16 protein-coding genes are annotated in these 20,257 nt (G+C 39.3%); 9 read left to right on the forward strand and 7 right to left on the reverse strand.

Translation table 11 applies throughout. The annotated features are described in order from the left end of the window. Positions 1-7: 7 nt before the first annotated feature. The 3 genes from OQX61_RS13975 to OQX61_RS13985 form a co-directional block, all read right to left on the reverse strand. Complete coding sequence (locus tag OQX61_RS13975) at positions 8-3,535, reverse strand: SusC/RagA family TonB-linked outer membrane protein (RefSeq protein WP_265842365.1); 3,528 nt, start codon at positions 3,533-3,535, stop codon at positions 8-10. Between the two features lie 219 nt (positions 3,536-3,754). Beyond that, positions 3,755-4,903: a FecR domain-containing protein gene (locus tag OQX61_RS13980; RefSeq protein ID WP_265842366.1), complete on the reverse strand. Its 1,149-nt coding sequence runs from the start codon at positions 4,901-4,903 to the stop codon at positions 3,755-3,757. Positions 4,904-5,007: 104 nt separating this feature from the next. Then, positions 5,008-5,595, reverse strand: a complete 588-nt coding sequence (locus tag OQX61_RS13985) for an RNA polymerase sigma-70 factor (RefSeq protein WP_265842367.1) — start codon at positions 5,593-5,595, stop codon at positions 5,008-5,010. Positions 5,596-5,892: 297 nt separating this feature from the next. Between OQX61_RS13985 and OQX61_RS13990 the strand changes: the two genes are divergently transcribed. The 4 genes from OQX61_RS13990 (at position 5,893) to OQX61_RS14005 (ending at position 9,939) form a co-directional block, all read left to right on the forward strand. Continuing rightward, the gene (locus OQX61_RS13990; protein WP_265842368.1) at positions 5,893-7,110 is read left to right on the forward strand and encodes a VCBS repeat-containing protein; all 1,218 of its coding nucleotides are present in this window, start codon (positions 5,893-5,895) and stop codon (positions 7,108-7,110) included. A gap of 218 nt (positions 7,111-7,328) precedes the next feature. After that, complete coding sequence (locus OQX61_RS13995) at positions 7,329-7,640, forward strand: hypothetical protein (protein WP_265842369.1); 312 nt, start codon at positions 7,329-7,331, stop codon at positions 7,638-7,640. 246 nt (positions 7,641-7,886) lie between these two features. Continuing rightward, positions 7,887-8,096, forward strand: coding sequence for a hypothetical protein (locus OQX61_RS14000; protein WP_265842370.1), 210 nt, complete (start codon positions 7,887-7,889; stop codon positions 8,094-8,096). Positions 8,097-8,205: 109 nt separating this feature from the next. Continuing rightward, positions 8,206-9,939, forward strand: a complete 1,734-nt coding sequence (locus OQX61_RS14005; RefSeq protein ID WP_265842371.1) for a glycoside hydrolase domain-containing protein — start codon at positions 8,206-8,208, stop codon at positions 9,937-9,939. A 113-nt stretch (positions 9,940-10,052) separates the two neighbouring features. On the opposite strand, the gene OQX61_RS14010 is transcribed toward OQX61_RS14005, so the two are convergent. Then, the gene (locus tag OQX61_RS14010; RefSeq protein WP_265842372.1) at positions 10,053-10,607 is read right to left on the reverse strand and encodes a dihydrofolate reductase family protein; all 555 of its coding nucleotides are present in this window, start codon (positions 10,605-10,607) and stop codon (positions 10,053-10,055) included. 299 nt (positions 10,608-10,906) lie between these two features. Between OQX61_RS14010 and OQX61_RS14015 the strand changes: the two genes are divergently transcribed. Together OQX61_RS14015 and OQX61_RS14020 are read left to right on the forward strand one after the other, a co-directional pair. After that, entirely contained in the window at positions 10,907-11,197 is a 291-nt protein-coding gene (locus OQX61_RS14015; protein WP_265842373.1) for a hypothetical protein, read from the forward strand. Between the two features lie 29 nt (positions 11,198-11,226). Further along, entirely contained in the window at positions 11,227-11,622 is a 396-nt protein-coding gene (locus OQX61_RS14020; RefSeq protein WP_265842374.1) for a DUF1801 domain-containing protein, read from the forward strand. A 71-nt stretch (positions 11,623-11,693) separates the two neighbouring features. Here OQX61_RS14020 and OQX61_RS14025 read toward each other — a convergent pair whose 3' ends face one another. Further along, positions 11,694-14,054 (reverse strand): TonB-dependent receptor, encoded by a 2,361-nt coding sequence (locus OQX61_RS14025; RefSeq protein WP_265842375.1) that lies wholly within the window; start codon positions 14,052-14,054, stop codon positions 11,694-11,696. Between the two features lie 97 nt (positions 14,055-14,151). Between OQX61_RS14025 and OQX61_RS14030 the strand changes: the two genes are divergently transcribed. The 3 genes from OQX61_RS14030 to ppsA all read left to right on the forward strand — a co-directional run bounded on the left by OQX61_RS14030 (position 14,152) and on the right by ppsA (position 18,163). Then, positions 14,152-14,781, forward strand: a complete 630-nt coding sequence (locus tag OQX61_RS14030) for a hemolysin III family protein (protein ID WP_265842376.1) — start codon at positions 14,152-14,154, stop codon at positions 14,779-14,781. A 519-nt stretch (positions 14,782-15,300) separates the two neighbouring features. Beyond that, positions 15,301-15,717: a hypothetical protein gene (locus OQX61_RS14035; protein WP_265842377.1), complete on the forward strand. Its 417-nt coding sequence runs from the start codon at positions 15,301-15,303 to the stop codon at positions 15,715-15,717. A gap of 55 nt (positions 15,718-15,772) precedes the next feature. After that, positions 15,773-18,163: a phosphoenolpyruvate synthase gene (gene ppsA, locus OQX61_RS14040; RefSeq protein WP_265842378.1), complete on the forward strand. Its 2,391-nt coding sequence runs from the start codon at positions 15,773-15,775 to the stop codon at positions 18,161-18,163. Here the strand turns inward: ppsA and OQX61_RS14045 are convergent. Both OQX61_RS14045 and OQX61_RS14050 read right to left on the reverse strand, forming a co-directional pair. Continuing rightward, complete coding sequence (locus tag OQX61_RS14045; RefSeq protein ID WP_265842379.1) at positions 18,147-19,109, reverse strand: 2-hydroxyacid dehydrogenase; 963 nt, start codon at positions 19,107-19,109, stop codon at positions 18,147-18,149. The genes ppsA and OQX61_RS14045 overlap by 17 nt on opposite strands. Positions 19,110-19,200: 91 nt before the next feature. After that, positions 19,201-20,130, reverse strand: coding sequence for a 1-phosphofructokinase family hexose kinase (locus OQX61_RS14050; protein WP_265842380.1), 930 nt, complete (start codon positions 20,128-20,130; stop codon positions 19,201-19,203). Positions 20,131-20,257: the final 127 nt, after the last annotated feature.

Genomic DNA, 20,257 nt, shown 5'->3' on the forward strand with positions numbered 1-20,257 from the left:
TCTGTGTTTAGAAACCTAGTTTTAAGGATAGCGTAAATTGACGTGGAACCGGAAGCGATACTCCACCCGAAGTATAGAATTCAGGATCTTGTCCATTTAAGCGTTTATCAGCATATAATAAGGCGATGTTGTTTCCTACAATACTAACTGTAGCGTTGTTTGCGCCAATTTTACCAGCAACAAGTTTTGGCAGATTATAGCTGATCATGATTTGCTTCAGGCGGATAAAACCTCCGTCGGCGACTCTTACATCTGTATAATTGTAAACATTATATGGATAATTGGAGCCCAGGTTACTGCTTACAAATTTATCCGCAATGCCTGGAATATTGGTTTTAAGCTCATCGCCTGTTTGCATCCATCGGCCAACAAAATCGTTAGACATAGAAGAAAGGTCGCTGTAGCTTGCAGAGAAGGCAGGGTTTAACCTGATTTTATTTCCTGCACTAAAAGTCAGCAAGGTGCTTAAAGAGAAGTTCTGGTAAGAAAAACTGTTGAAAAAACCACCATTCATCAGGGGATCTGTAGGACCTTCATATTTCAGGTGAGAGATGTTATCATCCTGTAAATAAACATTGTTAACATGACGCTCGCCATTTACACCCACAAATGTAGGGGTGCCTGTATTTGGATTTAAGCCATCAAATTGAACAGAGAACAATCCTCTTTGCGGATAGCCTTCCAGTGCATCACCACCTGCAGCGATCAGGTTCCAGATCAAGGGAACACTTTCGAGTTTAGTAATTTCACCTTTATGATAACCGAAGTTCAGCTGAGAACGCCATTTTAGACCGCTTCCAGCCAATATCTGCGCTGCGGTTGTGACCTCAATACCCTTAGATTTCATATCGGCATAATTGGCGTATTTTATAAACTGACCACCGATGCCGGATGTTCTTACTGCGCCAATCAGATCGTAACCATTTCTTTTATATAAATCTACCGTAAGGCTTAAACGATCATTTAAAAAGCCCAGATCGAATCCGATATTGATTTCTAATTGTTTTTCCCAGGTCAGTTCCGAATTTTTAAGTCCGCCAATGACCAATGCAGTTTCAATATCACTTAAAAAGGGTCTTTTTGTACTTTGGTTGTTTAGGATCAAACTTGCATTGGTTGCAGGGCCCATACTGGCGGTTAATCCGTAAGTACCCCTAATGGTAGCTCTACTTAATACCTTTTGGTTTTCAAAGAAATCTTCCCTATCCATATTCCATGCACCACTGATGTTCCAGGTAGGTAACCATCTGGCAGTACTGGTACCCCCAAGCAAGTTGGATCCGTCGTACCTCATGGTACCATTGATATTGTACTTACCTTTATAAGAGTAGGCTACTCTTCCCAGATAAGAAAGGTATCTTTCTTTCTGGGTATTCATGTTGTAATAGAAGAAGTTACTTTCTACACTTTTCTTAAAATAGTCCGGGTCGATAAAAGGTACACCACCACGATCATATTGATAACCTACTCCGTCAAAAGCGCGACGTTGTCTGTCAATGAAGCGCATTTCTGTAGATAAGAATGCATTTAGCAAATGATCACCATGGTATTCTTTGTTCCATTCCAAAGAGTTTCTCATGTAATAGTTTTCCATATTGTCGCTGTTTACATTGTAAAAGCCACCTGCAGGTAATATTACTCTGGGTAAAGCATTTGGGTTATCCGGATCCTTATACAGGAATTTATTGTTATTGATCACGTAAGAGTCACCAGCCGATCTATAAGCCATCGGCATATTCGAATTGTCATTAATCCGGTGCTCATTATCGCTTTTCACATAACGGTAAGCAATATCAAAGGAATACTTTAAGCCATTGACAATTTTGTACTTTAAACCACCCTGAAGTTTAAAATCTATCATTTTAAGCTGCATGGTGTTGTTTTCAAGTTCGTGGAGAATGTTGAAAGGGGCAAAGTTTTGTACAAAGAATTCTTTATTTCCCTGTTCGTCGAAAGCAGCAAGCGTACGACTCGTGTTTAGGGCATAAGTAAATGGGTTAATGTCAAATTCTCTGGTAAACTGACCGCTAACGGCACTGCTTCTTCTTCCAAGAGAACCTGGTGTAAATTGATTACGGATCGATCCCTGGGTAATGAGCTCAATGCTGAGTTTATCAGATAAGTCAAAGTTCCCCCTCACATTTCCTGTAAATCTTTTTACGCTGTTTCCAACGGTCCAGCCATTATCGCCTAAGTAACTGGTAGATATGTAGTATTTAGATTTGTCTGTTCCACTGGTTACACTCAGGGCATGTTCCTGCATAAATGAATTTTTAAACAAGAGGTCAAACCAGTCGGTATTGCCGTTGGCATATCGTGTTAAAAATTCCTTTCTGTTTGGGGCATCATTTCTTAAATTGAACTGGTCAGTTGCGCCATCGTACTGGTACATTTCATTGTACATCTTGTAAAATACACCACCACTTGCACCTCTCGAAACCTCAGAGTGGTTTAACCAGCCTTTGTTCATCATTTCTGCAAATACCGACATCTGATCAGCTGAGTTCATGATATCATACTCACTATAAGAAGGTTTTAAGTAAGTACTGAAATTTCCTGTATAGGAAAGTACAGGCTTACCATCAGTTTTCTTACCTTTTTTAGTGGTCACCACAATTACCCCATTCATTGCACGGGCACCGTACATTGCTGTTGCTGAGGCATCCTTTAATATTTCGAAGCTTTCGATATCATCAGGATTTAGTCCGGCCACAGAAGATCCGATTAATGTACTTGGATCACCAGTAGAGAGCTGTTCATTGGAAATGTTCACCACATCTTCTAATATGATACCATCTACTACCCATAATGGTTTATTTTCTCCATTGATGGACGTCGCACCTCTTACCCTGATTTTAGGAGCAGCTCCGAAAGTGCCGGAAACATTTTGTACAGAAACACCAGCCACACGACCTTCCAGCATTCTGCTTACGTCGGGAACACCTGCACGTTCAGCATCTGATGCTTTAAGTTTTGTAGATGCTCCTGTAAAAAGTCTTTTGTTCAGGTCCTGGTATCCGGTTGTTACAATGCTTACCTCGTTCAGACTGCTGGTCTGCAAAATCATATGAATGATTTTCAAATCCCTGGTTGCTTTGATTTCTTTGTTTTCAAAACCGATATAAGAGACCAGTAAAGTCGCATGCTCATCTACACCAGTTAGCAGGAAATCACCATTGGCATTCGTTTTTGTGAGCTGTGATGAACCTTTTACGGCAATTGTAGCACCGGCTAAACCTTCATTGTTCTCATTTACTACTTTTCCTTTTACATCAATTGTAGCGAAGCGATCAATTACACGATCCATAAAAGAGCTTTCTTTCTCTTTGATGACCACCGTTTTTTTCTCTATCGTATAGTTTAGGTTTTTTCCTTTCAGCAATTCATTCATGACTAGCTCCAATGGGGTGTTGTTGAATTTTACGTCTATACGTTCTGTACTTTTAATCTTTTTTGAAATCAGTAGCACATCATAGCCGGTTTGTTTTCGGATTTCTCTAAATACCTCATCAAAAGAGGCTTTGTTTTGGTTCATGGTTAGCTTTTGGGCGAAGGAGGCCGCGCTAACCTGGAGTAGTGTGGTGATTAATAGAAAGGCTGTTAGCCTCGTTATTAATAATGATTTGTGTATGCAGCGCAATTGCCTGCACAAAATTTTGGTATAAATTTTATACATCTCTAATCTGTTAATTCGTAATAATTTTTGTGGGTGGTTGGGTTGGTTATTTGGTTTCTATCAGGGGTATTATTTGTTTTATTTTTGCAATACGATGATTTTATTTCCTTCTATTTCAAACTTTAGGGCTTCTGTAAGTTCCAGCAGGTTTAATACAACGGCTATGTTGCTAAATCTGCTCAATGAACCATAAACATTCCTGTTTTTAAGGTTTGGGTCTTTATACTCGATGGTTACATTATACCAGCGGGCAATTTTATTCATGGCCTGTTCCAGTGTCTCATTGTTGAATCTGAAATAGCCATTTTTCCAGGCTATAGCATCTTCCGCATTGACCTGGTCGACATAGATTTTATTTGCTTTTATGTAGGCCTGTTCGCTGGGTTTGATGATGACCTCTGTTTCATTTTTACCTGATGAAAAACCAATCTTAACGGATCCTTCAATCAAAGTTGTTTTGGTATTTCCATCTTCTTTATAAGAATTGATATTAAAATGGGTACCCAGTACTTTGACTTCCTGATCAGCTGTACGCACTATAAAAGGATGTGCCGCGTCTTTGAATACCTCAAAGTAGGCTTCTCCATTAAGTTCAACTTTTCGTTCCTTAAGTGTGGCAAATGAAGCCGGATAGCTAAGGGAGGAAGCTGCGTTGAGGTATACTTTGGTATGATCGGGTAGGGTAATGGTATAGGTTTCGCCTTTAGCAGTGGAGAGCGTGTTTATTTTATCTTTTGCTGAAGTGATTTCCTTAACTTCATATAGGATCTGACCATCTTTAGTTTTGGTGATTCGAACGCCTGCTTCATTGGCCAATTCTCCTTTGGTAGCGTCATCTAGTCTGATTGTACGACCATTCGCTAATGTTAATAATGCGCCATTTCCGCCTGGTTTTATTTTATTCAGATAGGCAGTTTGTCTCATTTTGTCTGCTTGTTTGGCTGAGTAATAAAATAAACTCATCCCAACAACCATGGCAAATGAAGCGGCAACGGCAATACGAGGCCAAATTTTAATTGTGCGCGGTTTTGAAATATGTAGGTTCGCTTCAGTTGTTATATTTTTAAACAGGCGTTCAGCTAAGGCTTCCTGGCTTTTATCAGTAGCTACGTTCTGCGATAAATTTTCGTAAGTAGCATACCATTCATTAAATTCTTCCATTTCCTGTTCGGAGATGGTTCCTTTAACGATTTTATCGGAAAGCATATTTATTTTATGTTCGTCCATTTTTAGGGCAGTTTGGAACATAGTCCCATGAGTAGTACTATACCCTACCTTTTATTTTATTTTTTTTTGATTTTTTTGAATTCATGCTCCGGACAAGACAGCTTTCACTGGAGGAACAGGATAAATATCAGGGATAGACCCAGTTTGGATCTTAAAACTTTTAAGGCTTGTGTCACATGCTTTTCTACCGCTTTTTCAGAGATACCCAATTCAGCAGCAATCTTTTTATTGGTGTAATGCTCATCTCTACTCATGTTAAAAACCAATTTACATTTTGGTGGTAAAGTGTCTATGATTTTACTTAAACGGTTTTGAAGCTCTTCTAAATCATATTGGTTCCAATCGTAATTTTGGTTTTGAAAATTCTCCAATTCAGCTTCAGTTCCAAGTTGTTGCTCAATAATAGATCTTTTAAAACGTTTAGATCTCCTTTTAATCACCTGAAATTTTATAGCTACGGCCAGATAATTTTCAAAATTAACTTTAAGCTGAAAGGTTTCTCTGTTTTTCCATAGGTTCAAAAAGATATCTTGAACGGCTTCTTCGGCTTCAGCGGGATCATTTAATCGTTTCGAGGCAACGAAGTAAAGTTTACTCCAAAAACGGTCATAGATAATTTTAAAAACGGTTTCATTGCCATGCCTTAAAAGGTCTGCCAGTTCCTGATCAGAAAGTGTAGCATAGCTTGCCATTTTTTATCCCTAAAGCTGCAAGTTTACAGAAATTTAATAGGTTTTTAAAATGAAGGTTTAATCTTTCAGGACACCTGAAATAAAGTCTGGTTTTACACAAAACGCAAACCACTTAGTTAAATACTGAGACATAAAATAAGCTGAGAACATTTTCATCATGTAACTGAAAGGTAATTCTGTAATTATCTACCTTGTTAAATGCCTGTCAAAAAAATCGGGGCATCATTCATGAGGTTTACAGCGGAACATCTTATATTGTAGGTGATTAGTGTTTTAAATCCATAAAACCTTATAATTATGCAGTTTTCTCCATCTGAAAAATCTTATATGATTACCGCTATATTAAGTTTCGCTGTTATTTATAATGCCTTTTCACAAAGTATTGAGACTAAATATTTCAAAGACGTGACGACAACCCATTTACCCATAGATGCGGAAGGACATACATTGGATGTGGTATTGGCTGATGTGAACGGCGATGGGCATTTAGATGCTATACTGGCTTTAGAAAATTTACCCAACCGGTTATACCTCAACGATGGAACAGGCAAATTCTCCTGGAAGAAAGGTGTCTTTTCAGAAGAATCACACGATACGGAACATGTTCGTATAGGAGATTTTGATAAAGATGGAAACCTAGATGTCATTTTCGTTGCAGAAGACGACCGGAATCATGAGTTCTATTTAGGAAATGGAAACGGAACTTTTAGAAATGTAAGCGGGCGATTGCCGGCAAAAAGTGAAGCGAATGGCCTTGATATTGGAGATGTAAACGGAGATGGTTTGCTGGATGTTATTGTTGGAAATACCGGACCCACACCACAGAGTTTTTTATGGCTCAATAACCCGGAAAAGCCCGGACACTTTATTGATTATACGAAGGAAGGGTTGCCCGCACTCCGCTGGGAAACACAATCAGTTAAGTTGGCTGATTTAAATAATGATGGAATTCTGGATTTAATTGCAGGAAATGAAGTTCCTCCCAATCGTTTATTCTTTAATGATGGAAAAGGACATTTTACCGAACACCCGGAAAAGCTGGAACTGATTGTTCCTTTACATACCAGGGAAGTTTTAACCTTCGATGCAAATGGTGACAAACACCTGGATATCCTGTTTCTTAACTTAACAAGCAATGGTGGTGCATTTGAGAAAGATCCTACCGCACGTTTACTGATTAATGATGGTAAAGGAAATTTTAAAGATGAAACGTCGAAAAGAATTCCTAAGCAGGATTATTCCAGCTATGCAGGAGCAGTTATAGACTTCAACTATGACGGACATCCAGACATGATCTTAAGTGCGCTCAAAATTCCTCCTTTCCAGGCGATGCAAGTTCAGGCATTACAGAACGATGGTAAAGGGAACTTTAGTTTGGTGACCAGCGATGTGATTCCGGAATCTACGGTAGGCAGGAGTTGGGGAATTGCCGTTGGTGATGTAAACGGAGATGGTAAACCAGATCTTTTTATTGGCCAATGGGGAACACAGGCAAGATTGCTTTTGGGAAAATAAGGCTAAGATTCCGATGGATTGTTTGTGAAAGGTGTTTGTTTTTGAAATTACCTGCTTCCTTAAGCAGCAAACTGTGGAACTTCTCTACAGATCAAAAGAACCTTTAATTGTGTAAGTTTCTGTTTGTTAGGTTATTGAGAATAGTTTATTGCTTTGGTATCATTATTAAACATACCCTAAACGTAATTAACAAGAATAATAACTGAAAAACATAACATATGAAAAAGATCATTTTATCAGCAGCATTTTTAGCTTTCGCATCAATCACTGCAGTAAACGCATCAGAAGTAAAAAGTCCAGTAGCTATTACAGTAAAACAAGATAGTACTACAAAAACTCCGGTTGAATTGAAGGATCTTCCGGAAGCAGTACAAACAACATTGCAAAGTGAACCAGTTAAAGCATGGACTCCGGTAGCCGCTTTCCTGGTAACCAATGCAGACAAAACTAAATACTACCAGATCGATGTGAAAAAAGACGCAGAAACTGCTTCTATCAAAATCGGTGAAGATGGTAAAGTGGTTCAATAGTATTACTGATCTACCATAATTATCGTAAAATAAAGCTTTTAAGCCAATTATAGTCGGAAGGTAAATCTTCCGACTGTTTTGTTTTAAAATTAATCAATAACGGTTTTTGCCGGAATCAATGATTCATTGCCTATTGCAATGGATCATTGATTTTCCTGGTTGAACCATCTTTTTTGACTTGCACGGAATCATCATCTCTAAAGGGAGTAAAGGCGCACTTTATGCCCATGATGATGACTTCTATTTATGCCCCTCAGTATCCTTGAGGTCAAATATACCGTTGGTAGTGGCGATTCCTTTTTAGCTGAATTTTTATCTAAAAGATTAGAAAAGGATATTACTGCACATCAAATTATGCATCAGGCAGTTTCATTAGATGCTTTTATTATGGCACGTGAAGGCGCCTGTCCCGGGTATTTATTGGAAGACTTCAAGGTATTCAGAGACAGCCATTAATATCTCAAAATAAAATCTATTCATATTGTTACATAAAAACAAACGCTTGCGTAACAAGCCTGATACGGTAGCCGTTTTGCCTTGTTCCCTAAATGGCTAACTTAGAGTTATGAAACATCTCTTTTTTATTTGTCTATCCCTTTTATATTTAAATGTTAAGGCACAGGACGCAAGTTTAGCACTGCAAAAAAAGCCCTTATTAAATAAGCAAATTATCGATGAGGAATGGAGTAAGGTGCCCAATGGATTAAATATAAGTTTTGCTTCCTCCAACACACGTTTTGCAAGAGAATTACCACCAAAAGTGAATTTAGAAAAGACCTGGGAAGCAAAAGCCTGGAAAGGCGAGAAAATCCATACACAGCTGCTGATATGGGCAAATAAGAATTTGAAAGATATACGTTTAGAGGTTTATGATCTGAAAGACAACCGGGGTAACTTCATTAAAAAGGAAAATATTACGGCTGGTTTTGTAGCATATGTCATTACCGATGAATTTAAAGATGGCTGTGGTCATCGAAAAGCAGAAGATTTTGATTCCTCGTATGTAGCCGACATGATTGATACAAAAACTAAATCTGTCTTATTAGAAAAAAATAGTACAAAACCTGTTTGGCTGGGTATCAAGGTGCCAGCTAACACCATCCCTGGAAATTATAAAGGCACAGTGAAGATAAAAGGGGATAAGGATTATACTTTACCTATAACCGTTCAGGTATTGAACAAAACACTGCCTGGTCCTGAGAAATGGCACTATGATTTAGATTTATGGCAACATCCGGCAGCCATCGCCCGCGTACACAATGTACCGCTTTGGAGTGCTGAGCATTATTCAAAGATGAAGGAGTACTACGAAATGCTAGCCAATGCAGGTCAAAAAACAATAACTGCAGGTATCGTAGACGAGCCATGGGGGCATCAGACTTATGATGATTATCCGAGTTTGATTAAATGGACTAAAAAGAAGGATGGAAGTTGGAAATACGATTACAGTCTATTTGATAAATATATAGCCTTTGTGATGGATTGCGGCATTACTGAGCGGATCAACTGCTACAGTATGGTGCCCTGGAAGATCGCTTTTACCTATTATGACGAAGCTTCAAAAAAAGAAGCGGTTTTTAAAGAGGCTATTGGAACACCGTCTTATAATGTTTTCTGGAAAACCATGCTTGTCGACTTTGCACAGCATCTAAAACAAAAAGGATGGTTTAGCAAAACTTATATTGCAATGGACGAAAGGCCAATGGAGGCAATGAAATCGGTTATAAAATTATTGAAAGAGACCGATAAAAACTGGAAAATTGCGCTAGCCGGAGATTATCATCCTGAAATAGAGCAGGATATTGATGTCTATAGCATCGCTTCAAGATTGGATTTTCCAGCAGCTATTTTGGAAAAGCGTAAGATAAAAGGACAAACCAGTACCTGGTACACCTGCTGCACTGAGCCTTATCCAAATGGGTTTACTTTCTCGTCCCCGGCAGAGGGGGTTTGGATGGGCTGGTATACGGCAAATAAAAACCTGGACGGTTATTTACGATGGGCTTATAATAGCTGGACAAAAAATCCAATTGAAGATAGCCGTTTTAAGACATGGCCAGCTGGCGACACATATCTGGTTTACCCGGGGCCGCTGAGTTCTATGAGGTTTGAAAAGCTAATTGAAGGAGCGCAGGATTTTGAGAAAATCAGATATTTAAAATCATTTTATACTAAAAATAAGCAGACTAATCAGCTAAACGAACTAAATAAGGCTTTGGAGACTTTCGACATAAAATCTCTGGCGAATACCACAGCCGATGAAATGCTAAGAAGAGTAAAACCACTTCTTAATCAATAATTCAGATGGGTTTTAGGGTTTAATACTGTTCAAAGTAATCTGAAGAAACAGTGCTTTTTGATTTTGAAATCCGGTCCTGGCCGGATTTTTTTTTAGGTTACCGCCGGTTTTTTTTATTGCTGTTTCAGGTAATGAAGGGCTACACATCCTGATTGAAGTATCTTCGTGTCCGCTAGTTTTAAGTTTAGCGGCTCATAAAGGCCTTTATCATCAAATAACCGTCTTCCTTGACCGGCAATGATCGGATGAACGACAAAATAAAATTCATCAACCAGACCAAGCGCTATCAATTCAGAAGGTAGGCTTACACCACCAATTGAAATGTTTTTGCCTGGTGCTTGTTTCAGTTTTAGGATTTCCTCCGCGAGGTTAGCACGAATAACCCTCGTGTTTCCTTCAGCCTTGTCTAGTGATTTGGAAAAAACAATTTTGTCAATGGCATTAAATGTTTGCGCAAATTCATTCTCTGCTTTAGTCCCGGACTGGTTTTTTGCGAACTCAGGCCAATAAGGAACCATCAACTGATAAGTCTTACGTCCGTAGATGATCAAATCAACGTCCCTCATAAGGTCCGTAAAATACTCGTGAATCTCTTCGCTGCCACTAATTTTGGTGTGGTCACAGCAACCATCTGTAGTCAGATTGATGCCATAGATTACATTTCTCATGGATTAGTTTTAGTAATGATTTTACTAATTGATTTCTAAGATAAAGATAAAGATAAAAGAGTCCATTTCTCCATGTGCATGGAGCAGCTATCTGATTCCTTTTGATAAGTTGGAATCATTTTTTAAATATTCTTGTTTTTATCCATCCTGATACAATAGATAAAAACAAGGATACACTGCCGATTGCTATATATTGATTAAAAGTCTATAGTCGGGATTTAGTAACCTCGAGCCATCTTTTTGGTTATCGTAATCCTTGTGAGGTATAAGGTTTAATTCTTTGTCATTATATTTGAACTATGATTGATGTAATTGATTTCAAACAGTCAGTAATTGATGTCCGGTTGCCCGCTGGGTTGCCTTTGTATTTGCAGGCACTATGGCACGATGGAACAGGTGATTGGAAAACTGCGCATGATTTGATTGATGAGCTAACAGATCAGCGATCGGCCCATATTCATGCCTACCTGCATCGCAAGGAAGGCGATATTTGGAACGCTGACTATTGGTATAAAATGGCAGGGAAGACCAGACCTCAGGTTTCGCTGGACGAAGAATGGGAAATGCTGGTAAAGGAATATTCCCGGTGAATAGGGTAATGATCAAAGACTAAACCGGAATGAATAAAGACATACAGGCTTATAATGATTCGCAATCAGCTACAGATAACGAAATTTGTAATGTATTATCCGCCGAAATCAATCGCAACCTAACTGAAGCCGAAAGTAAAATCTGGCATGCGCATCCCGTTTGGTTTATAGATGGAAACCCAATTGTTGGCTATAGTAAACTTAAAGCTGGTATCCGTCTGATGTTCTGGAGTGGCGCTGATTTTGATGAAACAGAGTTGAAGATAAACACCGGGAAATTTAAGGATGCATCTGTTACCTATACTTCTGTTGAACAGATTAACATAGATGATCTGGCACGCTGGATTGAAAAGTCGAAGAAAATACAGTGGGACTATAAAAACATCATCAAAAGAAAAGGCGTTTTATTACGTTTGGGTAATTAAACCACAAATCCCAACATTTTTGTTGGGATTTGTGGTTTACAGGTACTGTATTTAAATACAGTATACCAGGACTAGTAACTTACAGATAAGCCCAGGTTAACTGATGTTCCCCTGCCTTTAGAGTAAAAACCAGGTTGCATAAACCATTGTGCCCTGGCTGGAAAATAGTCCTCATTAAACAGGTTTTCCACTCCTAAAGTAATCCTGGTGTTTTTATTAGCCCTGTAGCTACCGGCAAAACTGAACAGGTTATAAGCCTTAACTGCTCCTTCATTACCATTGTAAACGCCTGTTGTGTTTTTCTCGAAGCGATTACGTGACGCTATTCCGGTATAGTTCAGGGTTAGATCTAATACGGTCAGGGGGCTATAAGTAACAGTTCCGGTAATTTTAGGTGCTGAAATCCGGCGGCCATTCATATACTTGTCCACATCGTCATCAAATTTGCCATTGTTATCCAGGTCACGTTTACCTTCAGTGAAACTATAACTTGCACCAAATTCCAATGAAGGCATCAATTTATAACTGGCAGCAAGCTCAAATCCGTATATTTTTTCCGGACTCCTTGCGGTATTAAACAATCCTGTCGCCGCATCATATACAACTTCAATACCAAGTTTCGATGTACTTTTGTAGACAGAGGCAAGAAAAGTCAGGTTCTGATAGGTACTTTGAAAACCAGCCTCATAATTATTCACTTTTACCGCATCAGTATTGATTTTATCAATGCTGTTCACTTTAGCTTCACGTAATGCAAGACCAATATCCATCACCGAAAAACCCTGAGAGAAACTGATGAAAGGACTGAACAATGCAAAACGGTTATACTTTAATGCTGCGTTATACAGATAAGTATTGTACTTTAATTTGCCACCGGTCACATCAAAAGAAGGTGTTAATGTGCCTCCTGTTGCATTTGTAGTGCGCAATGTTTTGTAGTCGGCAACATTAATATTTACATGTTCCAGGCGTATTCCGGTGGTAAATATCAGGTCTTTTAATGCCGTTATATTTGCTTGTGCAAATGGGGCCAGGTTAGCCATATCCATTTCGGGTACCCAGGTTCTGCCATCAACTAAAGGTTGTGCCGTTTTATCCTTTAGAAAATCTGCACCATAAGCTAATGTTGCCTGTAAATCTGAAGTTTGCAGAACAGGTGTTTCCAAAAATAAACGAGCGCCTTTTTTATTATTTGTAGCTAACGATTGTCCATCACCGCCATCAAAACGACCTACAGAGACGTAAAATACATCTTTGCGTTTTTCAAAGTAAGTATCAAAAGTCAGACTAGTATTCAATAATATGCTGTCTATTTTATATGACAGGTGGATATTGTGGTTGTAATCAACTCCGGTTGGTATACCAAGAGGCTTACCTAAAACTCCTGTAGCCTTTTGACCCGTGGCAAGATTACCATTCACTAAGGTGAAATTACTGTTCTGTAAACTGCTGTACATATTGTACATGAGTTGCAAACGTTGGTTTTTAGCAGGCTGATAGCCAACTTTTAAGAACGTGTTGTAACTGTCAGTTTCGCCTAAACTATAGTTTGGACCAACTACATCACCTTTAGCATCTTTATATTCACCGGTTTGTTCATAAGTTCCACTAGCTACGTAATCAATCTTTCCAACCTTGCCGTAAAACATTTGATTGACGCGTCCACCTGCGGAGTTTTTTGGGTTGATCATCGATCCGTTTAAGTTTACCGATGTTTTTCCTGCAAATTTTGCGGCCGTATCAGGAACAAGGGTAATGTAGTTGACCAATCCGCCCGCTGCACCATTTCCGTAAATTGCAGTTGCACCTTTTACAACTTCTATCCGTTGTAAAACTGCCGGATCGATAGAACGTAGATCTACTTCTGCATTTCTTAATGGTGAAGATTGGCTTACCCCATCAATCATAACCAGCATTGGTCGTCCGCGAAGATTTTGTCCCACGTTATTTCCTGTTTGTGCGGTTGGGGCAAATCCCGGAACCTGATTGGCTAAAATTGTACTTAAATCAGGGTTAATGGCCATTTCTGTTTCGAGCGTCTTTTTGGAAACAACACTTACTGATGCAGCTATGTTACGTATATTTTCGGGTTTGCGTGTTGCAGAGACTATCACATTTTCCAATGTGTTGTTTTCTTGTTCCAGTACCAGGTTTAAAGTGGTGTCGCGTTGTAAAGATCCTAGTACTATGTTCAGGCTTTTATAGCCTACAGCTTTTGTTTTTAGGACTACAGGTTTCCCGGCTTCTACAAAAAATGTAAAATATCCTTTCGTATCCGTTTGTGATTTTATCGATTTATTTGCTTCGATGGTTACAAATGGAACCCCGGAATTTTTATCCTTAACGACTCCATGAATTTTAATGTTTTGCCCATACGTCTGAGAAAAGGAAAGCAGGAGAAAGGAGAGTAGAAAAAGTAAGTTTTTAATCATATTGTTTTTTTTGCCGAAAGTAATCAAAAGCATGTTAATTGTAATTAATCTAAATAAAATTACTCCAACATTTCAACATTAAGATTGTTTTAATACTATGAAAACGCCATACACCAGAAAGCAGGAACTCATTCATGGACTCATTCATGGGATAGGTGTGCTGTTTGGTGTCATTGGATTGCCAGTGTTGACAGGCCTCGCCACTTCGCATCAAAATATGCCAGGTATCATTGGTGCGGGAATTTATGGGTTTTGCTTCCTGTTGCTATTTACGTCATCGATGGTTTATCATCTTTTAGAAAACGAGCCTGTAAAAAAATTATTTGAGATATTTGACCACATCAGTATCTACTTTCTCATCTCCGGAACTTATACACCTTTTGTGCTGGTCTATGTAAACAACAGTTTTGGGATTAGTTTGTTGGTCAGCTTGTGGGGACTGACCCTTTTTGGAATATTTTTCAAAATTAGGTTTACAGGTCGGTTTAATGGCCTGTCGACACTGATTTACATCATCATGGGCTGTGCACTCGCAGCAGGAGGCAATCGTTTCTTTGCAGATTTGCCCTTTGCTGTTGTTGTAATGATATTAATTGGCGCTGGTATCTACTTAGTTGGAGTCGTTGTTTATGTTTGGGGAGGGCGTACTTATACTCATGCGCTCTGGCATGCCCTTGTGCTTTCAGCTGCAATCTGTCATTACGTAGCTGTTTTGATGGTCATGTAGGCCCGGAAAAGTTTTACTAATCTCAAAAAAGCAAACCAGAACCGGGAAAGTTCTGGTTCCTGTTTCAGCTACTGATTGTCATCAATACTTGGAGGGCTGTGGGGCTGTCATCTGATGCTGCAGGCTGCTATTGTCGCAATAGCATAATATTTAAACTTTTCCATAACATTTAGATTAAAAGAGGAGCATTAATCGATGCAAATAAGCGTCTCATTTAAATATGGTATGAGGTGTTTTGTAGTTGTACAGAATGGATAAAAACAATCGGTTTTTCTTTTTTGTTTATTTTCAATGATCATGCCTAATCCTATTGAAGCCAGGCATTAAATAATCTGTTTAATTTTGAACCAATCCAACTCCGGATTGTTTTTTAAATAACGTTTTCAGGAAAACGGATTCAATATTAAGGCGCCATCACATCGAAACTAACGATATCCCCGGGCGTTGCTATGTGGTTAGTAGTTTTTCTGAACCGAAGGAACAGGAAAGATCAGAAAGAATTTCCTTAAAACTACGATCATGGAATTCATCGGAATATTGTTTGCCTTGTTTTTTGCCATTATGTTAACTGCTGTGTTCAGCCTGGCTTTTAGAAATACCGGTCCCTGGGGTGGATTTTGGACTTTCTTTATCTTGTTGTTCTTTATTTCACTTGCTGCCGGGGAATGGGCCGCTCAGCGTGGACCTTCTGCCTGGGGATATTACTGGGCCCCCGGATTCATTGCTGCTATCGTGGTTGCGCTGCTACTCGCTGCGACTTCCCCCGACTCAGCTGCCGAAAGGGCAAGAAAAAGGGCAAAGGAGCTAAGGAATAGGCCAGAAGGAGCAAGGGAGGCCGAAGTATCTGTGGCTGCAACTGTACTTGGTATTTTTTTCTGGATTTTGATTGTTGTACTGGCATTGATTGCTCTAGCCGGTGTGGTGAGTAAAATGTAAGAATGATTTTTTTATATAAGTGTTAAAACCTCATTAACCTAATCATGCAGGCAAAATGGAATATATTAGAAAATTTAGTGAAATAGGCATCCAGGACATTGCTGAGGTTGGTGGGAAAAATGCTTCTTTAGGTGAAATGTTTATTCATTTAACGCCAAAAGGGATATTGATACCAAAAGGTTTTGCGATTACCGTGGCAGCCTATAAGTACTTCATCAGTTGTAATCATCTTGAAGAACCTCTTGCTCAGTTACTGAAAACACTTGATAAAGATAATTACAATAACCTTTCAGAAATAGGGACAAAAGCCAGAGAGCTGGTGATGTCTGGTCGTATAACCAAGGAACTAAGCATGGCTATTATTGCTGCTTATGAAGTGATGTTCGACGATGGCGAGCAAGAAGTTGCAGTCCGGAGCAGTGCTACGGCTGAAGACCTTCCTGAGTCGAGTTTTGCCGGCCTCCATGAATCATATTTAAACATTAGGGGTAATTATGCCCTTCTTTATGCGGTTAAACAATGCTTTGCCTCTTTATATACAGATAGGGCAATTAAATATCGCGAGGATAAGGGCTTTGAACACGGTAAAGTTTTTCTTTCTGTCGGGATACAGGAAATGATTCGTGCGGACATTAGCTGTTCAGGTGTAGGATTTACCCTGGAGCCAGAATCCGGATTCAGGGATGTTGTACATATTGCCGGGATATGGGGATTGGGAGAAAACATTGTTCAGGGTACCGTTACCCCGGATGAGTTTTTGGTTTTTAAGCCTACGCTGGAGAAAGGTTTCCATGCTGTGATACAAAAGAACCTGGGTAGTAAGAATAAAATGATGTCGTACGCAGAGCTGACTGACGATCTCAATTCAACAGTGAACAGGGATACGCCGCCAGATTTACAAAATAGGTTTGTATTGGAAGACGAGGAAATAGAAAAACTGGCAAAATGGGCCCTGATTATTGAAAGACATTATCAGATGCCAATGGATTTTGAGTGGGCAAAGGATGGGATCAGTCATCAGCTATACATTATTCAGGCACGCCCTGAAACAGTCCATTCACAGCAGAAAATCTTACAATTAAAGTCATATCACCTGAATCAAAAGGGGATAGAATTGGCCCGTGGCGAAGCAATTGGCAGAAGCATTGTTAGTGGACCGGCAAGGATTTTAACTTCCCCAAAAGAAGCTTACAAGCTTAATCAGGGTGATATTTTAGTCACTGATACCACAAGTCCTGATTGGGACCCGATCTTGAAGAAAGTGGCAGGAATAGTCACAAACCGGGGAGGAAGAACGAGCCACGCAGCAATTATTGCAAGAGAGCTGGGGGCTGCAGCGATTGTAGGAACTACAAATGCAACAGATACCATAATCGATGGGGATTTAATTACATTAGATTGCGCTGCAGGTAAAACGGGTTTCGCTTATCAGGGTAAACTAAGTTGGAAAGAAACAGTTGTAAATATTGAAGATGTTGAACTTCCTGCAACTCCTATGGCCCAACTCATTGTTGCTGATCCTGAAAAAGCTTTTGAGTTGTCGTTTTATCCCAATCATGGAATCGGGTTATTGAGGCTTGAATTTATGATCAGCAATACCGTAAAGATACATCCTATGGCCCTGATCAGACCGGATATGGTCAGCGACGAAAAAGAAAGATCAGAGATTGAACAGCTCACACGATTTTACAGGGATAAAAAAGAGTATTTTGTAGATAAACTGTCTAAAGGAGTAGCAACAATAGCAGCAGCATTTTATCCTAAGGAAGTGATCGTACGGATGAGTGATTTTAAATCTAATGAGTACGCAGGATTGATTGGTGGTAGTTTTTTTGAACCCGGGGAAGAAAACCCGATGTTAGGTTTTAGAGGAGCATCAAGGTATTATCATGAGCGTTACAGAGAAGGCTTCCAATTAGAATGTGAGGCCATGAAACTGGTGAGAAATGAAATGGGACTTACAAATGTGAAATTAATGATACCTTTTTGCCGTACCATCCAGGAAGGCAAAAAAGTGATTGAAATCATGAATGAATCCGGGCTTAAACAAGGAGAAAACGGACTGGAAATTTTTGTAATGGCAGAAATACCGGCTAATATTTTGTTAGCAGAGGATTTCGCGGGGGTGTTTGATGGTTTTTCTATTGGCTCAAATGACCTGACACAGTTAACGTTGGGCATTGACCGTGATTCGGCGCTTGTGGCTGATTTATTTGATGAAGAAAATGCTGCCAGTAAACTCCTGATTGTTCAAATGATCCGGAAGGCTAAATTATTGAATAAAAAAGTTGGCCTTTGCGGACAAGCTCCCAGTGATTCTGAATCCTTTACCCGTTTGCTGGTAGAGCATGGGATTAATAGTATCGCATTTAACGCTGATGCCCTGATCAAAGGGATAGCTACCATTAATAAAGTTCTGGAACAGGAGGCTAGTTCTCATCCATGATATCCCAGCTATCCAGGATATTTATCGTATGGGTTGCTATTTCTTCCAGGGATTCTTTAGTTAAAAATGCCTGATGTGGACTAATAAGTACATTTGGATAGTTCATTAATTCTGAAAATAAAGCATCTCTGACCTCATCGGCTTCATGATCTTCGAAAAATAACCCTTTTTCATACTCGTAAACATCCAGACCTAAATAACCTATTTTTCCGCTTTTTAAAGCATCTAATACTGCTGAAGTTTTGATAAGGTCTCCACGAGCCGTATTGATAATCATCACCCCGTTTTTCATTTTGAGCAATGTTGCCTCATTAATCAGGTGTCTTGTATCAGGATTAAGCGGGATATGGAGTGAGATGACATCTGACGTTCTGAATAAGGTATCGAGATCAACCATTTCAACATTCTTTATATCTGGTGACTGGATATCGTATCCCAATACTTTACAGCCTAATCCGTTGAAAATAGAAGCGGTAGCAGTACCAACATGCCCAAGGCCGACTAACCCAACTGTTTTTTTGTAGAAATTAAAACCTGTTAAGTGATCAAGGCAAAAGTTAAACTGACGGCATTGTTGATCTGCCTGAATTAAATGGCGACTTAGCGCAAGAGCCAATGCTAATGTGTGTTCGGCAATGGCCTGGGGAGAATAGACAGGAATATTCGCAACTTTAATTCCAAGCTTCTTTGCTGCTTCCAGGTCGATATGATCTGTACCAACTGATCGGGTAAGAATGTATTTAACTCCGAGAGCTGATAGTTTGTGGATAACAGGAGCGGTGACATCATCACTCGTGAAAACAATAACCGCATCTTTTTCCTTCGAATGACAGGAGGTTTCCGTATTTAGTGCATTGGAGATTAAGGTAATTTCATGTTTGTTATGATTTGCCTTTATCAGCAAGTCTTTTTCCACTGATTTCGTGCTGTAAAAAATTGCTTTCATTTCTTTATGATTTTGAATGGCTTGTTTTTGACATTTGGTTATGAGTTAATCTAAAAGTAAGCAATGGGTTGAGCACTATCTATGATGCTGATCATAGTTTTGAAATAATCTGATATAAATTCGTCACGTCATTTAAATGGCAAAGTTCGGTTCCCTGATTCATCGTTGCCGCTGTTCCACAGGCTACGCCATATTGTGCTGATTCAATGAGGCTTCGGTTGTTAGAGAGACTAAGGATAATACCTGCCAGCATACTATCTCCGGCACCAACAGTACTTTGGATGGTTACTTTTGGGGCAATAATCCTGATGGAAATTCCCTTAGTAGTAAGCACAGCTCCCTCAGCTCCCAGGGAAGTGATCACAACTTTGCAATGGTAGCTGTCTATGATTTCTTTTGAGGCTTGTTCAATCTGATCAATGCTGAGGTTTTCTTCCCCAACCAACATCGCTAACTCTTTCAGGTTTGGTTTAATCAGGTAAACACCAGCTTCAATTGCATGATTTAAAGCTGCTTCTGAAGTATCTACGATGAGCCTTGCACCTTTGGAATGGGCGATGCGGGACATGCTGACAAAAATATCTGAAGGTATTCCTGTAGGTAAGCTGCCACTGACCACAATATATTTTACATCAGGGATTTTCTCTAAAGACATTATACAACTTTTCCATTCTTTGTCGCTAACCGGATCTCCGGGCATTCCAAAGCGAAACTGCCTGTTTGAAAAATCCTCTTTTACGATAAGATTCTCTCTGGTCAGGCCAGAGGTTTTTATTGGAATTCCATCTATTTTTTCCTGATTAAGCAGTTCGGTAAATATCTTTCCACTATAGCCACCTGCCAGATAAATAGCTGTAGCATGCCCTCCAAGCCTTTTGATTGCTCTCGCTACATTAATGCCGCCACCACCAGGTTCATAGATGGGAATACTGCAGTGTAGTTTTTTTTCAGGAATTAATAGGGGTACTGTCGTACTTTTATCAATAGCCGGATTAAATGTTATGGTGACGATAGCTGCCATTTGTTATTGTTTTATGTCTTTTTTTGATTTCTGTAGCTCAGTAAGGATTGTTTTTTTAAGTAAATGTCTTCTTTAATTGTTACAATAGCGATGAGGTTACACATGTCAATTCGTGTTTTTAATCACG

Origin of the sequence: Pedobacter sp. PLR (assembly GCF_026239675.1) — a bacterium.
GTDB lineage: Bacteria > Bacteroidota > Bacteroidia > Sphingobacteriales > Sphingobacteriaceae > Pedobacter.